Annotated in this window: 13 protein-coding genes and 1 pseudogene; 10 read left to right on the top strand and 4 right to left on the bottom strand. The window is 66.9% G+C overall.

From position 1 onward, the window contains the following. Window positions 1–21: 21 nt before the first annotated feature. Window positions 22–1,338, bottom strand: a complete 1,317-nt coding sequence (locus RTQ83_RS09960; protein ID WP_312513924.1) for a D-amino acid dehydrogenase — start codon at window positions 1,336–1,338, stop codon at window positions 22–24. A 51-nt stretch (window positions 1,339–1,389) separates the two neighbouring features. On the opposite strand from RTQ83_RS09960, the gene RTQ83_RS09955 reads away from it, so the two are divergent. The 8 genes and pseudogenes from RTQ83_RS09955 (at window position 1,390) to RTQ83_RS09920 (ending at window position 9,688) form a co-directional block, all read left to right on the top strand. Beyond that, a complete protein-coding gene (locus RTQ83_RS09955) occupies window positions 1,390–2,124 on the top strand; it encodes a GntR family transcriptional regulator (RefSeq protein WP_312513921.1) in 735 nt (244 codons plus the stop codon). A gap of 105 nt (window positions 2,125–2,229) precedes the next feature. Next, a complete protein-coding gene (gene murQ, locus RTQ83_RS09950; protein WP_312513919.1) occupies window positions 2,230–3,162 on the top strand; it encodes an N-acetylmuramic acid 6-phosphate etherase in 933 nt (310 codons plus the stop codon). A gap of 59 nt (window positions 3,163–3,221) precedes the next feature. Beyond that, window positions 3,222–4,487 (top strand): MFS transporter, encoded by a 1,266-nt coding sequence (locus tag RTQ83_RS09945; RefSeq protein WP_312513917.1) that lies wholly within the window; start codon window positions 3,222–3,224, stop codon window positions 4,485–4,487. Between the two features lie 43 nt (window positions 4,488–4,530). After that, on the top strand, window positions 4,531–6,117 hold the full coding sequence (locus RTQ83_RS09940) for a family 10 glycosylhydrolase (protein ID WP_312513915.1): 1,587 nt from the start codon (window positions 4,531–4,533) through the stop codon (window positions 6,115–6,117). 23 nt (window positions 6,118–6,140) lie between these two features. Next, complete coding sequence (locus tag RTQ83_RS09935) at window positions 6,141–7,070, top strand: BadF/BadG/BcrA/BcrD ATPase family protein (protein ID WP_312513913.1); 930 nt, start codon at window positions 6,141–6,143, stop codon at window positions 7,068–7,070. Between the two features lie 19 nt (window positions 7,071–7,089). Then, window positions 7,090–7,860 (top strand): annotated as a pseudogene (locus RTQ83_RS09930) (N-acetylmuramoyl-L-alanine amidase); the annotation flags it as partial. A 314-nt stretch (window positions 7,861–8,174) separates the two neighbouring features. Continuing rightward, window positions 8,175–9,080, top strand: coding sequence for a LysR substrate-binding domain-containing protein (locus tag RTQ83_RS09925; RefSeq protein ID WP_312513910.1), 906 nt, complete (start codon window positions 8,175–8,177; stop codon window positions 9,078–9,080). Further along, window positions 9,077–9,688 (top strand): M15 family metallopeptidase, encoded by a 612-nt coding sequence (locus RTQ83_RS09920; protein ID WP_312513908.1) that lies wholly within the window; start codon window positions 9,077–9,079, stop codon window positions 9,686–9,688. Before RTQ83_RS09925 ends, RTQ83_RS09920 begins: the two co-directional genes overlap by 4 nt. Window positions 9,689–9,700: 12 nt before the next feature. Here RTQ83_RS09920 and RTQ83_RS09915 read toward each other — a convergent pair whose 3' ends face one another. From RTQ83_RS09915 to RTQ83_RS09905, 3 genes are all read right to left on the bottom strand, one after another. Further along, on the bottom strand, window positions 9,701–10,834 hold the full coding sequence (locus RTQ83_RS09915; RefSeq protein ID WP_312513906.1) for a GGDEF domain-containing protein: 1,134 nt from the start codon (window positions 10,832–10,834) through the stop codon (window positions 9,701–9,703). A 209-nt stretch (window positions 10,835–11,043) separates the two neighbouring features. Next, window positions 11,044–12,537, bottom strand: coding sequence for a D-alanyl-D-alanine carboxypeptidase/D-alanyl-D-alanine-endopeptidase (gene dacB / locus RTQ83_RS09910; protein ID WP_312513904.1), 1,494 nt, complete (start codon window positions 12,535–12,537; stop codon window positions 11,044–11,046). 18 nt (window positions 12,538–12,555) lie between these two features. Continuing rightward, a complete protein-coding gene (locus tag RTQ83_RS09905; RefSeq protein ID WP_312513901.1) occupies window positions 12,556–13,794 on the bottom strand; it encodes a nucleoside recognition domain-containing protein in 1,239 nt (412 codons plus the stop codon). Window positions 13,795–13,966: 172 nt separating this feature from the next. Here RTQ83_RS09905 and RTQ83_RS09900 point away from each other — a divergent pair, with 172 nt between their 5' ends. Continuing rightward, entirely contained in the window at window positions 13,967–15,703 is a 1,737-nt protein-coding gene (locus tag RTQ83_RS09900) for an ABC transporter substrate-binding protein (RefSeq protein ID WP_312513898.1), read from the top strand. Between the two features lie 200 nt (window positions 15,704–15,903). Then, window positions 15,904–18,750, top strand: coding sequence for a TonB-dependent receptor domain-containing protein (locus RTQ83_RS09895; RefSeq protein ID WP_312513896.1), 2,847 nt, complete (start codon window positions 15,904–15,906; stop codon window positions 18,748–18,750). Window positions 18,751–18,882: the final 132 nt, after the last annotated feature.

Raw genomic sequence — 18,882 nt, 5'->3', positions numbered from 1 at the left:
CCGATTCCACGTTCTTATTCATCACCGCCGCAGCGTCAGCCCATCCAGCGCAAACGGCGGCGCTTTGCCCTGCACCAGATCCGTCAATACACTGGCGCTGCCGCAGGCAAAGGTAAACCCGAGCGGCCCATGCCCCACGTTCAGCCACAGGTTGCCATAGCGCGTGGCGCCGATAATCGGGGCGCTGCCCGGCGTCGCCGGCCGCAGCCCGGCCCAGGCCGCGACCTGCGAATAATCGGCGGCTCGCGGCATGGTCTCGCGCACCAGCCGCAGCAAGCCATCGACCCGTTTCGGCTCCAGCCGCAGGTCTTCGCCCACCATGTCCACCATCGCCGCCACCCGCAGGCGGTCGCCGATGCGCGCGTACAGCACCTTGCGCTCGAAATCGGTGACGCTGATCTCGGGCGCGACGTCGTCGAGCCGGATCGGCGCACTAAGGCTGTAGCCCTTGAGCGGATACAGCGGCAGCTTGATGCCGGCGCTGGCGGCCAGCGTGCGGCTTTGAATGCCGGCCGCCAGCACGTAGGCGTCGGCAGTGAGCAGGCCGGCGCCGGTATCGATGCTGGTGATGCGTCCCCGCGCGGCGCGCAAACGCAGCGCCTCGCCGTGCACGATGCCGCGAAAGCGTGGGTGCACGCGCAGGCGCTCGGCCAGTTCAAGACAGAACGCGTGGCAGTCGGCCACCGCCTCACCGGCGTTGTAGATGCCGCCCGCCAGCAGGTGCTGGGCCGCGGCCAGCGCCGGTTCGCGCGCGCCGCACTGTTCGGGCGACCAGACCTCGCCGGCGCCCGGTTTACCTGCCGCCTGCTCGAACACGTCGCGCGAGCGGTAGACCACCAGCTTGCCGGCGTCGCGCCAGCCAAACGAGTCGAACGGCACGGCCAACGCCAGCTGCGCCATGGCCTGGCGCGACAATTCGCCCAGCTGCAGCAGCTTGGTGGTGGTGCGGCGGTTGACGTCGGCGCGGCAGTGGGCCAGGAAGCTGGCCAGCCAGCGGTATTGGTGCAGGTCGGTCTCCGGCTTGAAGCGCAGCGGCCCGTCGGCCTGGAACAGCCAGCGGACCGCCTTCAGCGGGATGCCCTGGTCGGCCAGCGGCGACACGTAGCGGTAGCTGAGCTGGCCGCCATTGGCGTAGCTGGCGCCGCTGCCGACGTCGGGCGCGCGCTCGAGCAGGGTGACGCCGTAGCCGGCCTGCGCCAGCCACCAGGCCGACGTCAGGCCGACGACGCCTCCGCCGATCACGATGATGTGCTGCATGCAAACTCTTTTTTCGGGTATGGAGGTGGAGCTTAGGTGCTTGGCGTCCGTGTCGCCAATGAATGGTGAGCGGCCGGGCATAACCGGCATCTATGTGCATGAGCGGCTGGCCGCAAATGGTATCCTCGGGCCATGCACACCCAAACCCGCGGATTCCGGCTCGACCAGGACGACCATTCGCCACTCTACATGCAGCTGGCGCGCAAGCTCGCACAGGACGTGCGCGACGGCCGCTACCAGGCCGACCAGGCCTTGCCGTCCGAGCGCGTATTGTCCGAGCAGCTGGATGTCTCGCGCGTCACCGCGCGCAAGGCGATCGACCAGCTGGTGGAGCAGGGCCTGGTGGTGCGCCGGCGCGGTTCGGGCAACTACATCGCGCCGCGCATCGAGCAGCCGCTGTCGAACCTGTCGAGCTTTTCCGAACAGTTGCAGCAGCGCGGCTATACCCCGCGCTCGCGCTGGCTGCGGCGCGATCTGGTCGCCGCCGACGCCGACGAGCAGCTGGCGCTGGGCCTGTCGCCGGGATCGAAGGTGGCGCGCCTGGAGCGCCTGCGCCTGGCCGACGACATCGTCATGGCGTATGAAGTCAGCGTGCTGCCGGCCAGCGTGCTGCCGCGTCCGGAAGAGGTCGACGCTTCGCTGTATGCCCATTTATCGGGCAGTGGCAACCTGCCGGCGCGCGCCCTGCAGCATATCCGCGCCATGAACGCCGACGCCGTGCTGGCCGGGCGCCTGGAAGTGCCGGAAGGACGCGCGGTGCTGTTCATCACCCGCGTCGGTTATCTGGAATCGGGCGCACCGGTCGAGCTGACCCATTCGTATTGCCGCAGCGACCATTACGACTTCGTTGCTGAGCTCAGGCGATAACTCAGGCGGTAACACCGCGCTGAGCTGCATCACATCACCGCGCTGACCTGCGCCGCATCGCATAACCTCTGGGCATAATGACGCCCGATCCTTTCATGGAAGGGCTTGTCGAATTGGTACTACACTGATTCGACCCCTTCAGCGCGGAGCAATACGGCGATGCTCAATACCGAAACCCCGTCCCAGGCCCATGCCGCCCTCGACCAGTACCCGACCGCCGAACTGGTCAACGTCTTCGTCGATGACCAGTTGAAAGCGGTGCAGGCGGTGCGTGCTGCCGGCCCGCGGATTACTGCCGCCGTCACCGCCGCATTGCCGCGCATGGAAGCGGGCGGACGCCTGATCTACGTCGGCGCCGGCACCTCGGGCCGCCTGGGCGTGCTGGACAGCGTCGAGCTGTATCCGACCTTCTCCTGGCCGCACGAACGCGCGGTGGCGCTGCTGGCTGGCGGCGACGGCGCCATGTTCGTGGCGGTCGAGGGCGCCGAGGACGACCATGAGCAGGGCATGGCCGACCTGGCCGGCGTGGATGTCGGCCCAGACGACGTGGTGATCGGCATCGCCGCTTCCGGCAGCACGCCCTATGTGCTGGGCGCATTGAAAACGGCGCGCGCGGCCGGCGCCCTGACGCTGGGCTTCGCCAACAACCCGGGCGCTCCCGTCATCGAGCAGGCCGAGATCGGCATCCTGCTCGACACCGGCCCCGAAGTCGTCTCCGGCAGCACGCGCCTGAAAGCCGGCACCGCCCAGAAGATCGCGCTGAACACCTTTTCCAGCGCTTTGATGGTGCGTTTGAACAAGGTCTACGGCAACCTGATGGTAGACTTGAAAGCTACCAATGCCAAACTGGTACGGCGTGCGATCCGCCTCACCAGCTTCGCCACCGGCGCCGACGAGGATGCCGCGCGGGCGACGCTGGAAGCGTGCGGATTCCACGTCAAGACCGCGATCGTGGCCTTGTCCAAACAAACCAGTGTCGAGCAGGCGCAAGCGCTGCTGGAAGCGGCGCGCGGCAGCGTGCGCCAGGCGCTCGCCTGAGGCATCGTCCCCGGGCGGCGCGCTCCAGCGCAACCGCCGGTCCGGCGCACGAAAGAACCATGCAAAAACCGCAAGCGAACAGCCCGTGGCTGTGGGTGCCGTCCCTGTACTTCGCCCAGGCCATCCCCTACGTGGTGGTGATGAGCCTGTCCGTCATCATGTACAAGGACATGGGCGTGTCGAATTCCGACATCGCCTTCTATACCAGCCTGTTGTACCTGCCGTGGGTGATCAAGCCATTGTGGTCGCCGATCGTCGACATGTTCGGCACCAAGCGCCGCTGGACCGTGCTGCTGCAGCTGGCGGTGGGTGCTTCCCTGATCGCGGTCGGCACCGTGCTGCACACGCCCGCCTTCTTCGCGGTCAGCCTGGCCGTCATGTGGATCATGGCGTTCAGCTCGGCGACGCACGACATTTCGGCCGACGGCTTCTACATGCTCGGCCTGCGCCAGCAGCAGCAGGCCGCCTTCGTCGGCGTGCGCAGCACCTTCTACCGTCTCGCCACCCTGTTCGGCCAGGGGCCACTGGTGGTGCTGGCCGGCTACCTCGCGGTCAGCCTGGGCGACGTGCGCCAGGCCTGGTCGATCGTGTTCTACGTGCTGGCCGCGGTGTTCTTCGCCGCCTTCGTCTGGCACGGGTTCATGCTGCCCAAGCCCGAAGCCGACCACGCCGCGCCATCGAGCGACAACCCGCTGCGCGACTTCTTCGGCACCTTCGCCGCCTTTTTCAAGAAGCGCGACATCTGGCTCATCGTCGGCTTCATCCTTACCTTCCGCCTGGGCGAGGCCCAGCTGCTGAAACTCGTGGCGCCGTTCCTGAAGGATCCGGTCAGCGCGGGCGGGCTGGGGCTGACGACCGCCGAATATGGCATCGCCTATGGCACCGTCGGCATCATCGCGCTCACGCTCGGCGGCCTGGCCGGCGGCTGGCTGATCTCGCGCGTTGGTCTCAAGCGCTGCCTGTGGCTGATGGTGTTCGCGATCCACCTGCCGGACCTGGTGTTCGTGTTCCTGTCGCAGGTCCAGCCGACCGGCCTGGCGACGGTGTCGGCTTTTCTCGCGCTGGAGCAGTTCGGCTACGGCTTCGGCTTCACCGCGCTGATGATGTACATGATCATGGTGGCCGACGGCCCGCATAAAACCGCGCACTACGCGATCTGCACCGGCCTGATGGCGCTGGGGATGATGGTGCCGGGGATGTGGAGCGGCGACCTGCAGGAATACCTGGGCTACAAGAACTTCTTCATCTGGACCTGCCTGGCGACGATCCCCGCCTTCATCATGGCGGCGCTGGTGAGAATCGACCCGGAGTTCGGGAAAAAATAAGCACCGTAGCCGCACCAGAAACGACAAGATTTAGGAATCCGAATTGCTGCCCGACTTTACCAAACGTGACTTCACCCTCGGCGGCCTGACCGCCGCTCTGGCGCTCGGCGCCCTGCTGGCCGGCTGCGCCACCAAACCCGTGGTGCCGCTGCAGGCCGCCGACGAACCGCCGCCGGCGCCGCGCGAGCTGCGCGCCGCCTGGGTCTCCACCGTCGCCAACATCGACTGGCCGAGCCGTCCCAACCTGAACGCTGCCCAGCAGCAGGCCGAAGCCGTCGCCATCCTCGACCGCGCCAAGGCCCTCAACCTGAACGCCATCGTGCTGCAGGTGCGCCCGTCGGCCGACGCCATCTATGCCTCCAAGATCGAGCCATGGTCCGAATATCTCGCAGGCGCCCAGGGCAAGGCGCCGCAGCCGTGGTACGACCCGTTGAAATTCTGGGTGGCGCAGGCGCACGCGCGCGGCATCGAGCTGCACGCGTGGTTCAATCCCTACCGCGCGCGCATGGACGCGGCGCGTTCGCAGACGGCGCCGAACCACATCACCAACACCAATCCGGCGGTGGTGAAACGCTACGGCAAATTCCTGTGGATGGACCCGGGCGAGCCGGCGGCGGCCAAACAGACCATGGACGTGATCCTGGACGTGGTGCGCCGCTACGACATCGACGCGGTCCACATCGACGATTATTTTTATCCTTACCCGATCGACGCCACGCCGGAAGTGGCCGGCAACGCCGCCGCCCTCGACGGCCGCGGCGTAAAGGCGCAGCTGGAATTCCCGGACGACCCCGCCTGGCAGCGCTATCTGGCCGGCGGCGGCAGGCTCGATCGCGCTTCCTGGCGGCGCGACAACGTGAATCGCCTGATCGAAGCCATGTACAAGGGCATCCACGCCGAGAAGAGCTGGGTGCGCTTCGGCATCAGCCCGTTCGGTATCGGCCGCCCGGACCGCCGCCCGCCCGGCATCGTCGGCTTCTCGCAGTACGACCAGCTGTATGCCAACGCCGAACTGTGGCTCGAAAAAGGCTGGGTCGACTACTTCACGCCGCAGCTGTACTGGCCAATCGGCCCGCGTGGCCAGGCCTATCCGACCCTGCTCGACTACTGGATCGCGCAGAATCCGAAGGGCCGCCATATCTGGCCGGGCCTGTTTACCAGCCGCATCGGCGCCCCGAGCCGCGATTACCAGCCCGATGAAATCGTGCAGCAGGTGGCCGTCACCCGTTCGCGCCCGCTGGCGACCGGCCACATGCACTTCAGCATGGTCGCCCTGATGCAGAACCGCAAAGGCATCGCCGACCAGCTGCGCAACACCAGCTACACCGGCCCGGCACTGGTGCCGGCCTCGCCGTGGCTGGGCAACGAACGTCCCGGCACGCCGCAGGTGAGCGCCGTGCGGCGCGCCAAATCGGTCGATCTCAAGCTCAAGGCCGGCAGCGCCAATGCCCTGTATGCGATCTGGTCGCGCTACGGCAGCGAGTGGCGCTTCGCGGTGGCGCCGGCGGTGCGCGTGGACTGGTCGATTCCGGACGACGCCAAACTCGGCGCGGCCGATGCGGTGGTGGTGAGCGCGGTCGACCGCCTCGGCAACGAAGGCCAGCGCGTGCGTGTGTGGCCAAAACCATAATGCGGGTAGCATAGCTCTGGCATATGGACACCCACCATCACCATCCTGAGGCGCCAGGCCTGGGCATCGACGCCGGCGGCACCGAAACGCGCTGGGCGCTGGCCGCGCCCGGCGGCCGCATCGTGGCCGAAGGCACCGTCGCCGGCCTGTCGGCGCTACAGATGGCGACCGAGGCCGGACGCGCATCCGTGCACGCCACCTTCGCCGAACTGGCGCGGGCGGTGCTGGCACATGGCCGGCCGTCGCATGTGCAGGCGGGCCTGACCGGCTTCGGCGGCGACGGCGCGCAGATCGGCGCCTGGCTGGCCGAATTGCTGAACGTCGCGCCCACGGCGGTAGCGCTGTGCAACGACATCGAGATCGCCTACCGCGCCAGCTTCGCACCGGGCGAAGGCTATCTCGTGTACGCCGGCACCGGCTCGATCGGCGCCTTCATCGACGCCGACGGCCGGTTCCACCGCGCCGGCGGACGCGGCGTGGTGCTGGACGATGGCGGCGGCGGCTTCTGGATCGCGCGCGAAGCGCTGCGCCAGATCTGGCGCCGTGAAGACGAAGACCCCGGTGCCTGGAGCGCGTCGCCAATGGCGCATGCCGTGTTCGAGCACATCGGCGGTGACGACTGGGCCCTGTCGCGCCAGTTCATCTATGGCGGCGAGCGTGGCGCGGTCGGGCGGCTGGCGCTGGCCGTCGCCGCCAGCGCCGAACGCGATCCGGCAGCCAGCGCGATCCTGCGCGAAGCCGGGCGCGAACTGGCCCGCCTGGCGCAGGCATTGATCAACCGCTTCGGCCCGCGTCCGGTGGCGCTGGCCGGACGCGCCGCCGAACTGCATCCGTCGATCGTCGACACCATGCGCGCCGCGCTGCCGGCCGATATCTCGCTGAGCCGCACCGGCCTGCGCTCGCACCACGCCGCCGCGCGCCTGGCGCTGAGCGCCCGCGCGCCATCCCATTAACCCATTTTCAGGAACCGACATGAAATCGCTCGCCGCCGTTCTCGCCCTGTCCGTGCTGGCCGGTTGTACCACCACCGCCACCAAACCCTACGACGACACCTACACCGCCAAGGGCCAGTCGAGCCGGGCGCGCTTCCTGGTGCTGCACTACACGGTGGCCAACACGCCGAGTTCGATCAAGATCCTGACCGAGCAGGAAGTCAGCGCCCATTACCTGGTCACCGACGAAGCGCGCCCCAAGATCTACCGCCTGGTCGACGAGAACCGCGCCGCCTGGCATGCGGGTAACTCGAGCTGGAAGAACTTCACGCAGCTGAACAACAGCTCGATCGGCATCGAGATCGTCAACGCCGGCTGGAAGGACACGCCGCAGGGCCGCGTCTACGCGCCGTTCTCGCAGACCCAGATCGACGCCCTGGTGCCGCTGGTGAAGGACATCGTGCAGCGCCACGGCATCGCGCCCGAGAACATCCTCGGCCACAGCGACATCGCGCCACTACGCAAGCAGGATCCGGGTCCGCAATTCCCGTGGCAGCGCCTGGCCCAGGAAGGCCTGATCAAGTGGCCGGACGCGAACCGCGTGGCGGCCGTGCGTCCGGTATTCGACGCCACGCTGCCGGACGTCGCCTGGTTCCAGCGCAAGCTGGCCACCCACGGTTTCGGTTTCGTGCAGAGCGGCGTGCTGGACGTGCAGACGCGCACCGTGCTGTCGGCATTCCAGATGAAGTACCGCCCACGCGACATCGCCGGCATGCCGGACGCCGAGACCGCGGCGCTGCTGGAAGTGCTGACCACGCCGCCGGGCACGCCGCTGCCGGTGATCGTGCCGCCGGTGCCGCCGGTACCGATGCCGGTTCCTTTGCTGCCGGGACAGGTGCCGCCGCCAGCGCCGGGCCAGCCGGTGCCGCCACCTTCCGCACCGCTGACCGCACCGCCGGTTGCGCCGGTGCCGGCGCCTGCCGCGCCAGTGCCGCCGGTGCCGGTGCCGGAAACCGCGCCGGTGCCGCCGGTTCCGCCGGTCCAGCCGGCGCCTGTTCCTGTACTCTCACCGGCTGCAGGTAACACGCTGTAAGCCGCGCTGGTCTTACTGAAGGGGGTGAAGCGATGCGCCTGCGCCATATCGAAGTCTTCCACGCCATCATGCAGGTTGGCACCATCAGCGGTGCCGCCCAGGTGCTGCACATCTCGCAGCCGGCGGTGACCAAGGTGCTGCAGCACGCCGAGCTGCAGCTGGGCATGCCGCTGTTCGAGCGCGTGCGCGGCAAGCTGTATCCCAAGCCCGAGGCGCACCGCCTGTTCGCCGAGACCGAGAAACTCAACCGCGACCTGCAGGGCATCCGGCGCCTGGCCGCCAGCCTGAAAAGCCGCGCCGTGGAGACCGTGCGCCTGGTCTCGACCCCGACCATCGCCACCAGCGTGCTGCCAAGCGCGGTCACCGCATGGCGGCGTGAGTTTCCGCAGACGCGCTGCGAACTGGCCACCCACCACACCGGCGAGATCGTCAACGTGCTGCGCCTGGGCGAAGCCGACCTGGCGCTGTCGCTGCAGAACCCGCGCCACCCCGGCATCGTGGCCGAGCCGATCGCGCACGGCCTGTTGACCGTGGTGGCGCCGGCCGGCACCTGGAGCGACGAGGAATGCGCCACGCCGGTATCCGCTGGCGGCTTGCGCGGAGAGCTGATCGGCCTGGCCGGCAACGATCCGCTGGGCGAGATCATGGTCGCGGCCTGCGAAGCGCAGGACCTGCAGCCGGTGTTCCATACCGTGGTGCAGACCTACCAGATCGCGCGTTCGCTGGTCGAAGCCGGCGCCGGCAGCGCCGTGCTGGACCCGTTCACCGCCGCATCCGGCGACCGCTCGAAGGTGCAGTGCCGCCAGTGGGCGCCGCCGATCCCCGTGCACCTGTACCTGCTCACCGCCAGCCACGCGCCGCTGTCGCACGGCGCGCGCCAGCTGGCCGACTGCATCGGCGCCGCCGCGCGCGCCTGCCTCGAACCGCATACGCCATGAACCACACCGTGGCCAGCGAAGACGTCGCGGCCAGCCCCGAATTTCGCCACCTGGACAGCATCGACGGCATCCGGGTCGACCTGCGCTATGCCTCCGCCAACAACTTCGTCGGACGCGACCTGTACGCGCCGTACGACTGCGCCTGGCTGCACGTGCAGGCGGCCGAAGCGCTGGAACGGGTGGTGTCCTGGCTGAAGGAGCACCATCCCGACCTGACGCCGCTGGTGCTGGACGCCCTGCGCCCGCAGCGGGTGCAGCAGCAGTTGTGGGATGCGCTCGAGGGCACCGGCCTGCGCCTGTACCTGGCCGACCCGGCGCGCGGCTCGATCCACTCCTACGGCATGGCGCTCGACATCACGCTGCTCGATGCGGCCGGGCGCGAACTGGACATGGGCACCGGCTTCGACGACATGACCGAACTGTCGCATCCGGCGCTGGAAGAGGGCTTCCTGCTGGCCGGGAAGCTCAGCGACGAACAGGTAGCCAACCGCCGCCTGCTGCGCGAAGCGATGCTGCAGGCGGGCTTTCTTGGCATCCGCACCGAGTGGTGGCATTTCGATTGCGGCGACCGCGAACTGGTGCGCTCGACCTTCCGCCGCGTGATCTAGCAGCGCGGCGCTTCAGGCCAGCTCGATCGTCTCGACCCGGTTGCGGCCATTGCGCTTGGCGTCGTACAGGCGCTTGTCGGCAGCCAGGATCAGGTCCGACAGCGTGGTGTGTGAGCCGGGCCGCGCGAAGTCGGCGCCGGCGACGCCGAAACTGGCAGTGGCCTGCAGCGGCTCGCGGCTTTCTTCGACCGTCATGCAGCTGGCGGCGAAGGCAGCGCGCAGGCGCTCGGCCAGCTGGCGGCCGCCGGCCAGGTCGGTATTAGGCAGGATCAGCAGGAATTCTTCGCCGCCGTAGCGCACCACCGAATCCACCTCCGCGCGCACCGTGTCCTGCAGCAGCTGGGCGAAGCAGCGGATCACGGCGTCGCCCTGGTGGTGGCCGAAGGTGTCGTTGATGCGCTTGAAGTGGTCGATATCGCACAGCACCACCGCCAGCGGACCGCAGCGGCGCGCCCGCGCCAGCTCGGCGCCGAGCAGGTGTTCGTGCAGGTAGCGCCGGTTGTAGCAGCCGGTCAGGTGGTCGCGCTCGGCGTTGCGCTTGAGGTCGAGCTGCAGCCGGAACTCTTCGCGCGCCACCTGGTTGTAACGGCGCGCGCCCAGCAGGCCGAAGGTGTTGACCAGCACCAGCAGCATGCTCATGGTGAGCAGGTCGGCGGCCTCCATCGGCGCCAGGTTCAGCACCAGCCCGATGAACACGATCGTGGCGCAGCCGGCCAGCGCCAGCGCGTACGTCAGCCGGTTGGGGATGTACAGGTAGATCACCATCAGCATGATCGACAGCGACATCGCATGCCAGTGCGCTTCCTGCGGCCGGTGCTGCACGATGAGCATGAAGCTGCCCAGCGCGGTCAGCTCGGACAGCGACGCCGCCAGCCGCGTGGCGAACACCGACAGCGCGCGCCGGTAGACGAGCCAGGCGCACACGCCCGCCACCAGGCCGACCGCGAGGCGCGGCAGCAGGGTCAGGTCGAGCGCCGCTTGCAATCCCAGCACGGCGACATCGGTGGCGAAGAAGCTCAGGAAAAACACCACGCAGAACAGCAGCGTGAAGCCGAGCAGGGAGCGGGTACGTTCGAGCTGGTGGGTGAGGAATGCGCGTTCGCTCGTGGGAGAGACGAACTCCCCGGTCAATGAATACATGCTCATGGAGACGGCAGGAATGGGCGCCGGCATCGGGGCCGGCGAGACGACAAGACACCTTCCAGACCAGGTCCAGGGTGACACCATTACCCACGATGGATGGTTATCCGTTCGGGGTAGGACTAGTGTCGCAGGATGAGCTTACAAAAAACTAACACTTCGTAACTAATAAGCAATTTTCGCGGGACGAAGGCGGGTCAGTTTGAGGTGAGTATTCACTGCTGAGGTGCTGGTGCGGCCGCCGTTGGCACCACAGTACCGGAGCGCGCGACCCAGTCGGCCAGCGCATCGAGCACCGCGCGTCCGCGTCCTTCGCCGGCGCGCTCGCTGTTCACGAATGCTACGAGCACGCACGGCGTGCCGCTCGCATCCGGCACGTAGCCGGCCAGCGCCACCACATTGCGCAGCGACCCGGTCTTCAGGCGTGCGCGGCCCGCTGCGGGGCTGTTCTGCAGGCGGCGGCGCATGGTGCCGTCGACCGCGCCGATCGGCAGGCTGGCCTGGAATTCCGGCGCCCATGCGCTGCGCAGGCCGGCCTGCAGCACTTGTCCCATTTGCTGCGCGGTGATGCGTTCGATGCGCGACAGGCCGGAACCGTTCTCGATCACGAAGCCGGTGTCATCGATGCGCTGGCTGCGCATCCAGTCGCGGATCGTGGCGTCGGCGCGCGCGAAGGTGGTGACGCCATCCTGAGGCGCGGGCAGTGGCAGGCTGCCTTCCAGCGGGTCGGCCTGCAGGCTGCCCAGGCTCAGAAGCAGGGTGCGCGCCAGCGCGTTGTCCGACAGCTTGTTGGTGTCGCGGACGATCTCCGGTAGCGCACGCGCGGCGTGCGCCGCCAGCAGGCGCGCGTCCGGCGGCGTGGTGCCGGCCACGGTGCGGCCCCCGATCGTACCGCCCAGGTCGTGCCAGCTGCGGCGCACCAGGGCGCCGACGTAGTCGTCGCGGTCGAGCACATTGATGCCGTAGCTGTGCACGCAGTTTTTCGGGAAGGTGCCGCGCAGGACCACGCGCACGCTGCCGTCGGGCTGGCGGCGCGCTTCCGGCAGCTTCCAGCCGGCCTCCCACTTGGCGCAGTCGGCATCGATCAGGGTCATTTCGGATGTCACTTCGACGCGGTCCAGGTCCGGCTGCATGCGCAGCGTCAGCGAGCGCGCGTTGGAGCGCATGTCGACCTGCAGCATGTTCTTGTTGACCAGCAGCGCGTCGGGGATCACGTTGTAATAGGCTTCGGGCGCTTCGTCGAACGGCGCCACGCCGACATCCTGGCGCGCCGGCTGGAACAAGGTCCGGTCCAGCACCAGGTTGCCCTCGATGCGTTCGATGCCGGCGTAGCGCACCGCGCGCAGCATGTTCTTCAGCACATCTCCATCGAGATCGGCATCGGCGCCGCCTTTCAATACCAGGTCGCCGCGCAGCACGCCGCCCTCGACCTGGCCATTGGTGCGCAATTCGGTACGGCCGCGGAACACGGGACCGAGGCGCTCCAGGCTCACCAGCGTGGTCACCAGTTTCATGGTGGACGCGGGCTGCATCGCCACCCGTTCGCCGTGCGCCAGCAGCGTCGTATCGCCGCGCAGCACCAGCACCCCGACTTCATTGGCGCCGATGCCGTTCAGTTTCATCGTCTCTGCCACCGGCGCCGGCAGCTGGGCGTGGGCGAACGAGAAGCTGGCGAACAGCGCGGCGGCGAGAGTCAGGCGACGAAACATGCTGGTCCTTTACAAGCGTTAACCGAAGAACAGATAGGCCACGAACACCGCGGCGACGATGCCGACGAAGTCGGCCAGCAGGCCATAGCTGACCGCATAGCGTGTCTTGCGGATGCCGACCGAGCCGAAATACAGGGCGATGATGTAGAAGGTGGTGTCCGACGCGCCCTGCAGGATGCTGGCCAGGCGGCCGACGAAGGAATCGACGCCGTAGGTGTTGATCGCATCGATCATCATGGCGCGCGCGCCGCTGCCCGAGAGCGACTTCATGAGCGCGGTCGGCAGCGCGCCGACGAAATCGGTCTGCAGGCCGAGCGCGCCGAACACCCAGGCGAAGCCGTTGACGATCTGCCCCAGCACCCCCGAATTGCGCACCACGCTGATCGCCACCAGCATCCCGACCATGTAGGGAATGATCTTGATCGAGGTCTCGACGCCGGCCTTGGCGCCTTCGATGAAGGCCTCGAACACGTTCACCTTTTTCAGCATCGCCGTCGCCATGAACGCCGCGATGACGCCGAACAGCGCCAGGTTGGCGACCACGTTCGACACCAGCTGGATCTGCGCCTTGTCCAGGAAGTAGGTGAAGCTGAACACCATCGACGCGATCAGCGCCGTGGTGCCGCCGATCCATGCGAACACCACCGGGTCGAGCAGGTTGATGCGCTGGCGGATGCCGACCGCGATGATGCTGGCGATGGTCGCGGTATAGGTGGCGATCAGGGTCGGGATGAAGATGTCGGCCGGATTGGCCGCGCCCAGCACCGCGCGCTGCGCCATCACCGCCAGCGGAATGATGGTCAGGCCCGAGGTCTGGATCACCAGGAACATCAGCTGCGCGTCGCTGGCCTCGTCCTTGTTCGGGTTGATCGACTGCAGCGACTCCATCGCCTTCAGGCCGAACGGGGTGGCGGCGTTGTCCAGGCCGAGCATATTGGCCGAGAAGTTCATCACCATGTGGCCGTTGGCCGGGTGGTCCTTCGGCACGCCGGGGAAGATGCGCGAGAAGAAGGGCGAGATGACGCGCGCGAATACGTTGATCAGGCCCGCCTTTTCGCCCACGTTCATGACGCCGAGCCAGAACGTCATCACGCCGGCCAGCGGCAGGGCGATGTCCATCACCGCCATCTTGGCCGAGTCGAAGGTACCGTCGATGATGCGCTTGAAGATCTCGGTGTCGCCCAGGAAGAGCCATTGCGCCAGCGCCGCGATGAAGCCGACGAGGAAGAAACCAGTCCAGATATAGGTAAGTGCCATAGTGTGTCTGCGGGATGAGGCCTGATGTGCAGGGGAGAGTATAGGCCGAGAGCAAGCTGCACAGATGAAAGAATGCACCTGCGCCATGTTCAAAAGTGTTAAGCAGCCCGCTTCGGTTGCCTGGTCCGGCAGGCGGCGCATATGATAGGCGTCGCCCGAAAGAACCTGCTCGATGACATTTCGCTACGCCGCCACCTTGTTGTTGTCCCTGTCCTGCCTGTGCGCCCAGGCTGCCGACGCCGCTCCGCAGCGCGAGGATAAGGTGCTGCGCATGTTCCTGTCCACCAGCGAAACCGGGCTCGATCCGGCGGTGGCGTCCGACAATGCCACGCTGTCGCTGCTGGAAAACCTGTTCGATCCGCTGCTGCGCTACGACTACCTGGCGCGTCCGGCCAGATTGCGCGGCAATACCGCCGTCGCCATGCCGGAGGTCAGCAAGGATGGCTTGAACTACACCTTCCGCATCCGTCCCGGCATTCACTTCACACCCGACCCGGCCTTCAAAGGCGTGAAGCGCGAAGTCACGGCCGCGGATTATGTCTACAGCCTCAAGCGGCTGTCCGATCCGGCGCTCAAGTCGCCATGGGCGTACATGTTCGACGGCGTGGCCAGTATGCAGGCACTGGACCGCACCACGCTGCGCATCACCTTGAAGGCGCCAGATAACAACTTCCTGTTCTACCTGGCGACACCGGCCACCGGCGTAGTGGCGCGCGAAGTGATCGAGGCTTATCCGGGCCAGGCCGGCAACCATCCGGTCGGCACCGGTCCTTTCATGATTGGCGAGTGGAAGCGCAGCGACCGCATCGTACTGCTGGCCAATCCCGATTCGACGGCGGTGTTCCATGCCACGCCGGGCGACAACGATGAAGACCGGGCCATCGCCGCCGCATTGAACGGCAAGCGCCTGCCGCGCGTGGACCGCGTCGAGGTGCGCATCGCCGAGGAATTCCAGGGCCGCATGCTGGGCTTCCTGAACGCCGAATACGATTACCTGGAGCAGATCCCGGAATCGATGACCGACATGGTGGTGCGCGACGGGGCGCTGAAGCCGGAGCTGGCCGCGCGCGGCATCGTGCTGTCGCGCTTTCCCGTGCTGCAGACCTACTACATGTGGATGAACATGAACGATCCGGTCGTCGGGGGCTACGGCAAGGACAAGGTGGCGCTGCGGCGCGCGATCGCGCTGTCGTACAACAGCGCCGAAGACATCGCGCTCTTGAAGAAAGGCTTTGCCATCAAGGCCGAATCGCCGCTGCCGCCGAATGTACTCGGCTACGATCCGGCTTACCGCAGCCCGGTGCCGTACGACCCCGCATTGGCCAATGCGCTGCTCGATCGCCACGGCTACAAGGTGCGCGACGCCGATGGATTCCGACGCGCGCCCGGTGGCAAGCCGCTGACCTTGACCATGCACAGCGAAGCCACCGTCGGCGGCCGCCTGCGTGACGAGTTGTGGCGCAAGTGCCTGAATGCGATCGGCTTGCGCGTGGTATTCAAGTCGGACAAGAAGACCGAGATCATCAAGGCTTCGCGCCTCGGCACGGTGCAGATGTTCGAGAGTAACTGGATCGCCGACTTCCCCGACGGCGACAATTTCTATCAGCTGCTGTACGGTCCGAATGCCGGTCGCGCCAACTATGCGCGCTTCGATCTGCCGGCCTACAACACACGCTACGAGCAGGCGCGCCGGCTCACCGATGGACCGGCGCGCAGCAAACTTTATTTCGAGATGAACCAGCTGCTGCACGCCTACAACCCGTGGGTGCCATTGACCCATGTGCTGTCGGGCGATCTGCGTCATCCGTGGTTGAAACACTACAAACGCCATCCGGTCGAGTTCACGACCTGGCGCTACCTCGACGTCGATGTTGCGCAAAGAGCACGCACAGCGCAAGGCGCACGCTAGCACCGTTGTGTTTTTCCTAAATTAAACATTCCTGCTGGTTATACTGGGTTCCACATAATTCATTGGATAGCGCCATTTTTGTCGGCGTACTCTGAATTCAGAACATAAGGGTATGCCAACAATTGGCGGACATTACCCACAGCACAGACCTGCTCCAGCGAGAGCGGGCTGCGGAAACACCAAGGGAACAGGAGAAACACGTGAAATTGAAGAAACTGGCAGGGCTGATGGCCCTGATGGGCGCCATCGCCCCGAGCATGGCGCAAGCCCAGAACGACGGGCAAATGCAGCGGGTGGAAATCACCGGCTCGAGCATCAAGCGCATCGCCAAGGAAGGCGCGCTGCCGGTGGAAATCATTTCGCGCAAACAGCTCGAAGACCAGGGCATCGTCACCGCCGAACAGCTGATCGCGACGCTCAACATCAACGGCAACGGCTCCGACAACCTGGCCTCGAACGCCGACGTCACCTCGGGCGCCCAGCGCGGCAACAACGGCGCTTCGTCGGCCAACCTGCGCGGCCAGGGCGCCGACTCGACCCTGGTGCTGCTCAACGGCCGCCGCGTGGCGACCCACGGCATGAAGGGTTCGGCGGTCGACCTGAATTCGATCCCGATGGCGGCGGTGGAGCGGGTGGAGGTGCTGAAGGACGGCGCCTCCGCAGTGTACGGCACCGACGCCATCGGCGGCGTGATCAACTTCATCCTGCGCAAGAACTACAAGGGCCTGGAAGCGCAGGCCTTTACCGACGTGGCCGAGGAAAGCGGCGGCGAGATCGGCCGCGTGTCGCTGACCGGCGGCTGGGGCGACCTCGATACCCAGGGCTGGAACGTGCTGGTGACCGCCGCCCACAGCGAGAACAAGGCACTGCGTGGCGACCAGCGCGATTTCGTCAACACCTTCCAGTCGAACCGCGGCGTCTCGGTCGATACGCGCGGCACGCCGCACGCCAACATCTTCGCCACCACGCTCGGCCCATCGCTGCTGTCGCCGACCGGCACCGGTCCGACCCTGCCGGGCGGTTCGGTCGCCTACAACGGTATCAGCCTGCTCGACCTGCCGGGTGGCGCCGGCTGCAACAGCTTCGACGGCATGGCCGCCTACGACGAACTGCTGTGGGACACGCCGGGCGCCGCCTATGGCTGCGCCTGGGACACCGGGCGCGCGGCCGTGCTGCAGCAGCCGGTCAAGAACAGCAACGCGCTGGCGCGCGCCACCTTCAACGTCGGCCAGCACCAGCTGTTCGCCGAAGCCGTCGGCTCGCGCGTCGAAGTGGCCAAGCGCTTCTCGCCGAACCAGGTGTCGCCCTCGAGCTCGACCTTCGGCCCGAACTCGTTCTACCCGAGTACCGGCGCCGCCTATAACGACGTGTATAACCAGCTGGTGGCGGTGTTCCCGTCGGTCGCCGCCAACTATGGCTTGCCGATCGCGTATCGCTGGCGCTGCATGGAGTGCGGCAACCGCGAGATCCAGACCGAGACCGAAGCCGGGCGCGTGCTGGTGGGCGCCGACGGTCCATTGACCCTGTTCGGCCGCACCTTCGACTATCGCGTCGGCCTGTCGCGCGCCACCAGCGAATCGAAGTCGCTGCTGGGTAACGGCTACAACTACACGGCGCCGCTGGCCGAAGCGCTGGGCAGCGGCATCATTAACCCGTTCCTGCTGCCGGGCCAGAACCAGAGCCAGCAGGCGCTGGACCTGATCGCCTCGACCAGCGCCGCCGGCGTCACGCTGTACGGCGGCACCACCACCATGACCCAGCTCGATGGCGCGGTGTCGGGCGAGATCTTCAAGCTGCCGGCGGGTTCGGTGATGGCCGCGGTCGGCATCGACCTGCGCCGCGAAGAGTACAAGTTCAACGGCGACGAGCGCAGCATCGCCGCACGGCGCGCGATCCTGAACGCGCCGTTCGACGACGTCAATGCGCTGGACAAGGTCAGGCGCGACATCAAGGCGGTGTACGCCGAAGTGCTGGTGCCGGTGACCAGCGCGCTGGAACTGACCTTCGCGATCCGCCGCGACGACTACACGGGCTTTGGCACCACCACCAATCCGAAGGTGTCGTTCCGCTACCAGCCGCTGGCGTCCCTGATGTTCCGCGGCTCGTACAACGAAAGCTTCCGCGCGCCGTCATTCAACCAGCTGTTCAACGGCATCACGGTCACGCCGTACGCCGGCAAGGACCTGGCCGACCCGGCCACCTGCCCGGGCGGCAAGGTGGATAGCACCCGCCCGGGCTGCGAGGCGGTCAATCCCGAGACCTACAGCGGCGGCAAGCCGGATCTGGGACCGGAGACCGCCAAGCAGGCCAGCCTGGGCGTGGTGTTCGAGCCGTCGAACTTCTTCTCGGCCAGCGCCGATCTGTGGGAGATCCGCAAGGAGAACACGATCGACTCGTTCAACCTGGCGACGATGCTGCAGAACTACGCCTACTTCCAGGGATCGTTCCTGCGTGACCCGGCCACCAACGCTCTGGTCGCGGTCGACCAGCGCTGGATCAACACCGGCGAGCGCAGGACGCGCGGCGTCGAAGTCGGGGCACGCTTCAACGGCAAGTTCAGCACCGGTTCGCTGTGGAGTCTGGGCATCGACGGTTCGCGCCTGCTCGAGAAGAAGTCGCGCGCCACCACCGATGCGCCGTTCGGCGAGAGCGAAGTCGGACGCTTCCTGTTCACTGGCGACCTGGGCCTGAAGTGGAAGCACAGCGCCTACGCCACCTACAAGTACGGCAACTGGAGCGGCATGCTGCAGAACATCTACCGCTCGGGCTACACCGACCAGGTGCTGCCGGGCGTGGCCAGCGGCCGCGTGACGCCGCCGGACTACAACGCCAAGGTGGACGCCTACTCGATCTACAACCTGTCGGTGAACTACACCGGCTTCCAGAACCTGACCCTGACGGCGGGCGTGAAGAACCTGATGGACGAAGACCCGCCGTTCGCGATCACGTATGACAGCAATACCGGCGCCGGCAGCAGCTGGGAACCGCGCGTGGCCGATCCGCGCGGGCGTTCGTTCACGTTGATGGCGACGTATAAATTCTTCTGACCGGCGCCATGCACATCGTCATCGCTGCGAAGGCAGGGGTGACGATGTTATAAATGTGGTTATGAACATCAACCGTCGCGGCTTCGGCGCATTGGCCGCCGCTGCCTTTTCCGCCATCGCCCCGGGAGTCGC

The organism is Massilia sp., assembly GCF_031995545.1.
Lineage (GTDB): Bacteria > Pseudomonadota > Gammaproteobacteria > Burkholderiales > Burkholderiaceae_D > Telluria.
The sequence above is the reverse complement of the archived record's forward strand: the minus strand, read 5'-3'. Positions and strand labels throughout refer to the sequence as shown.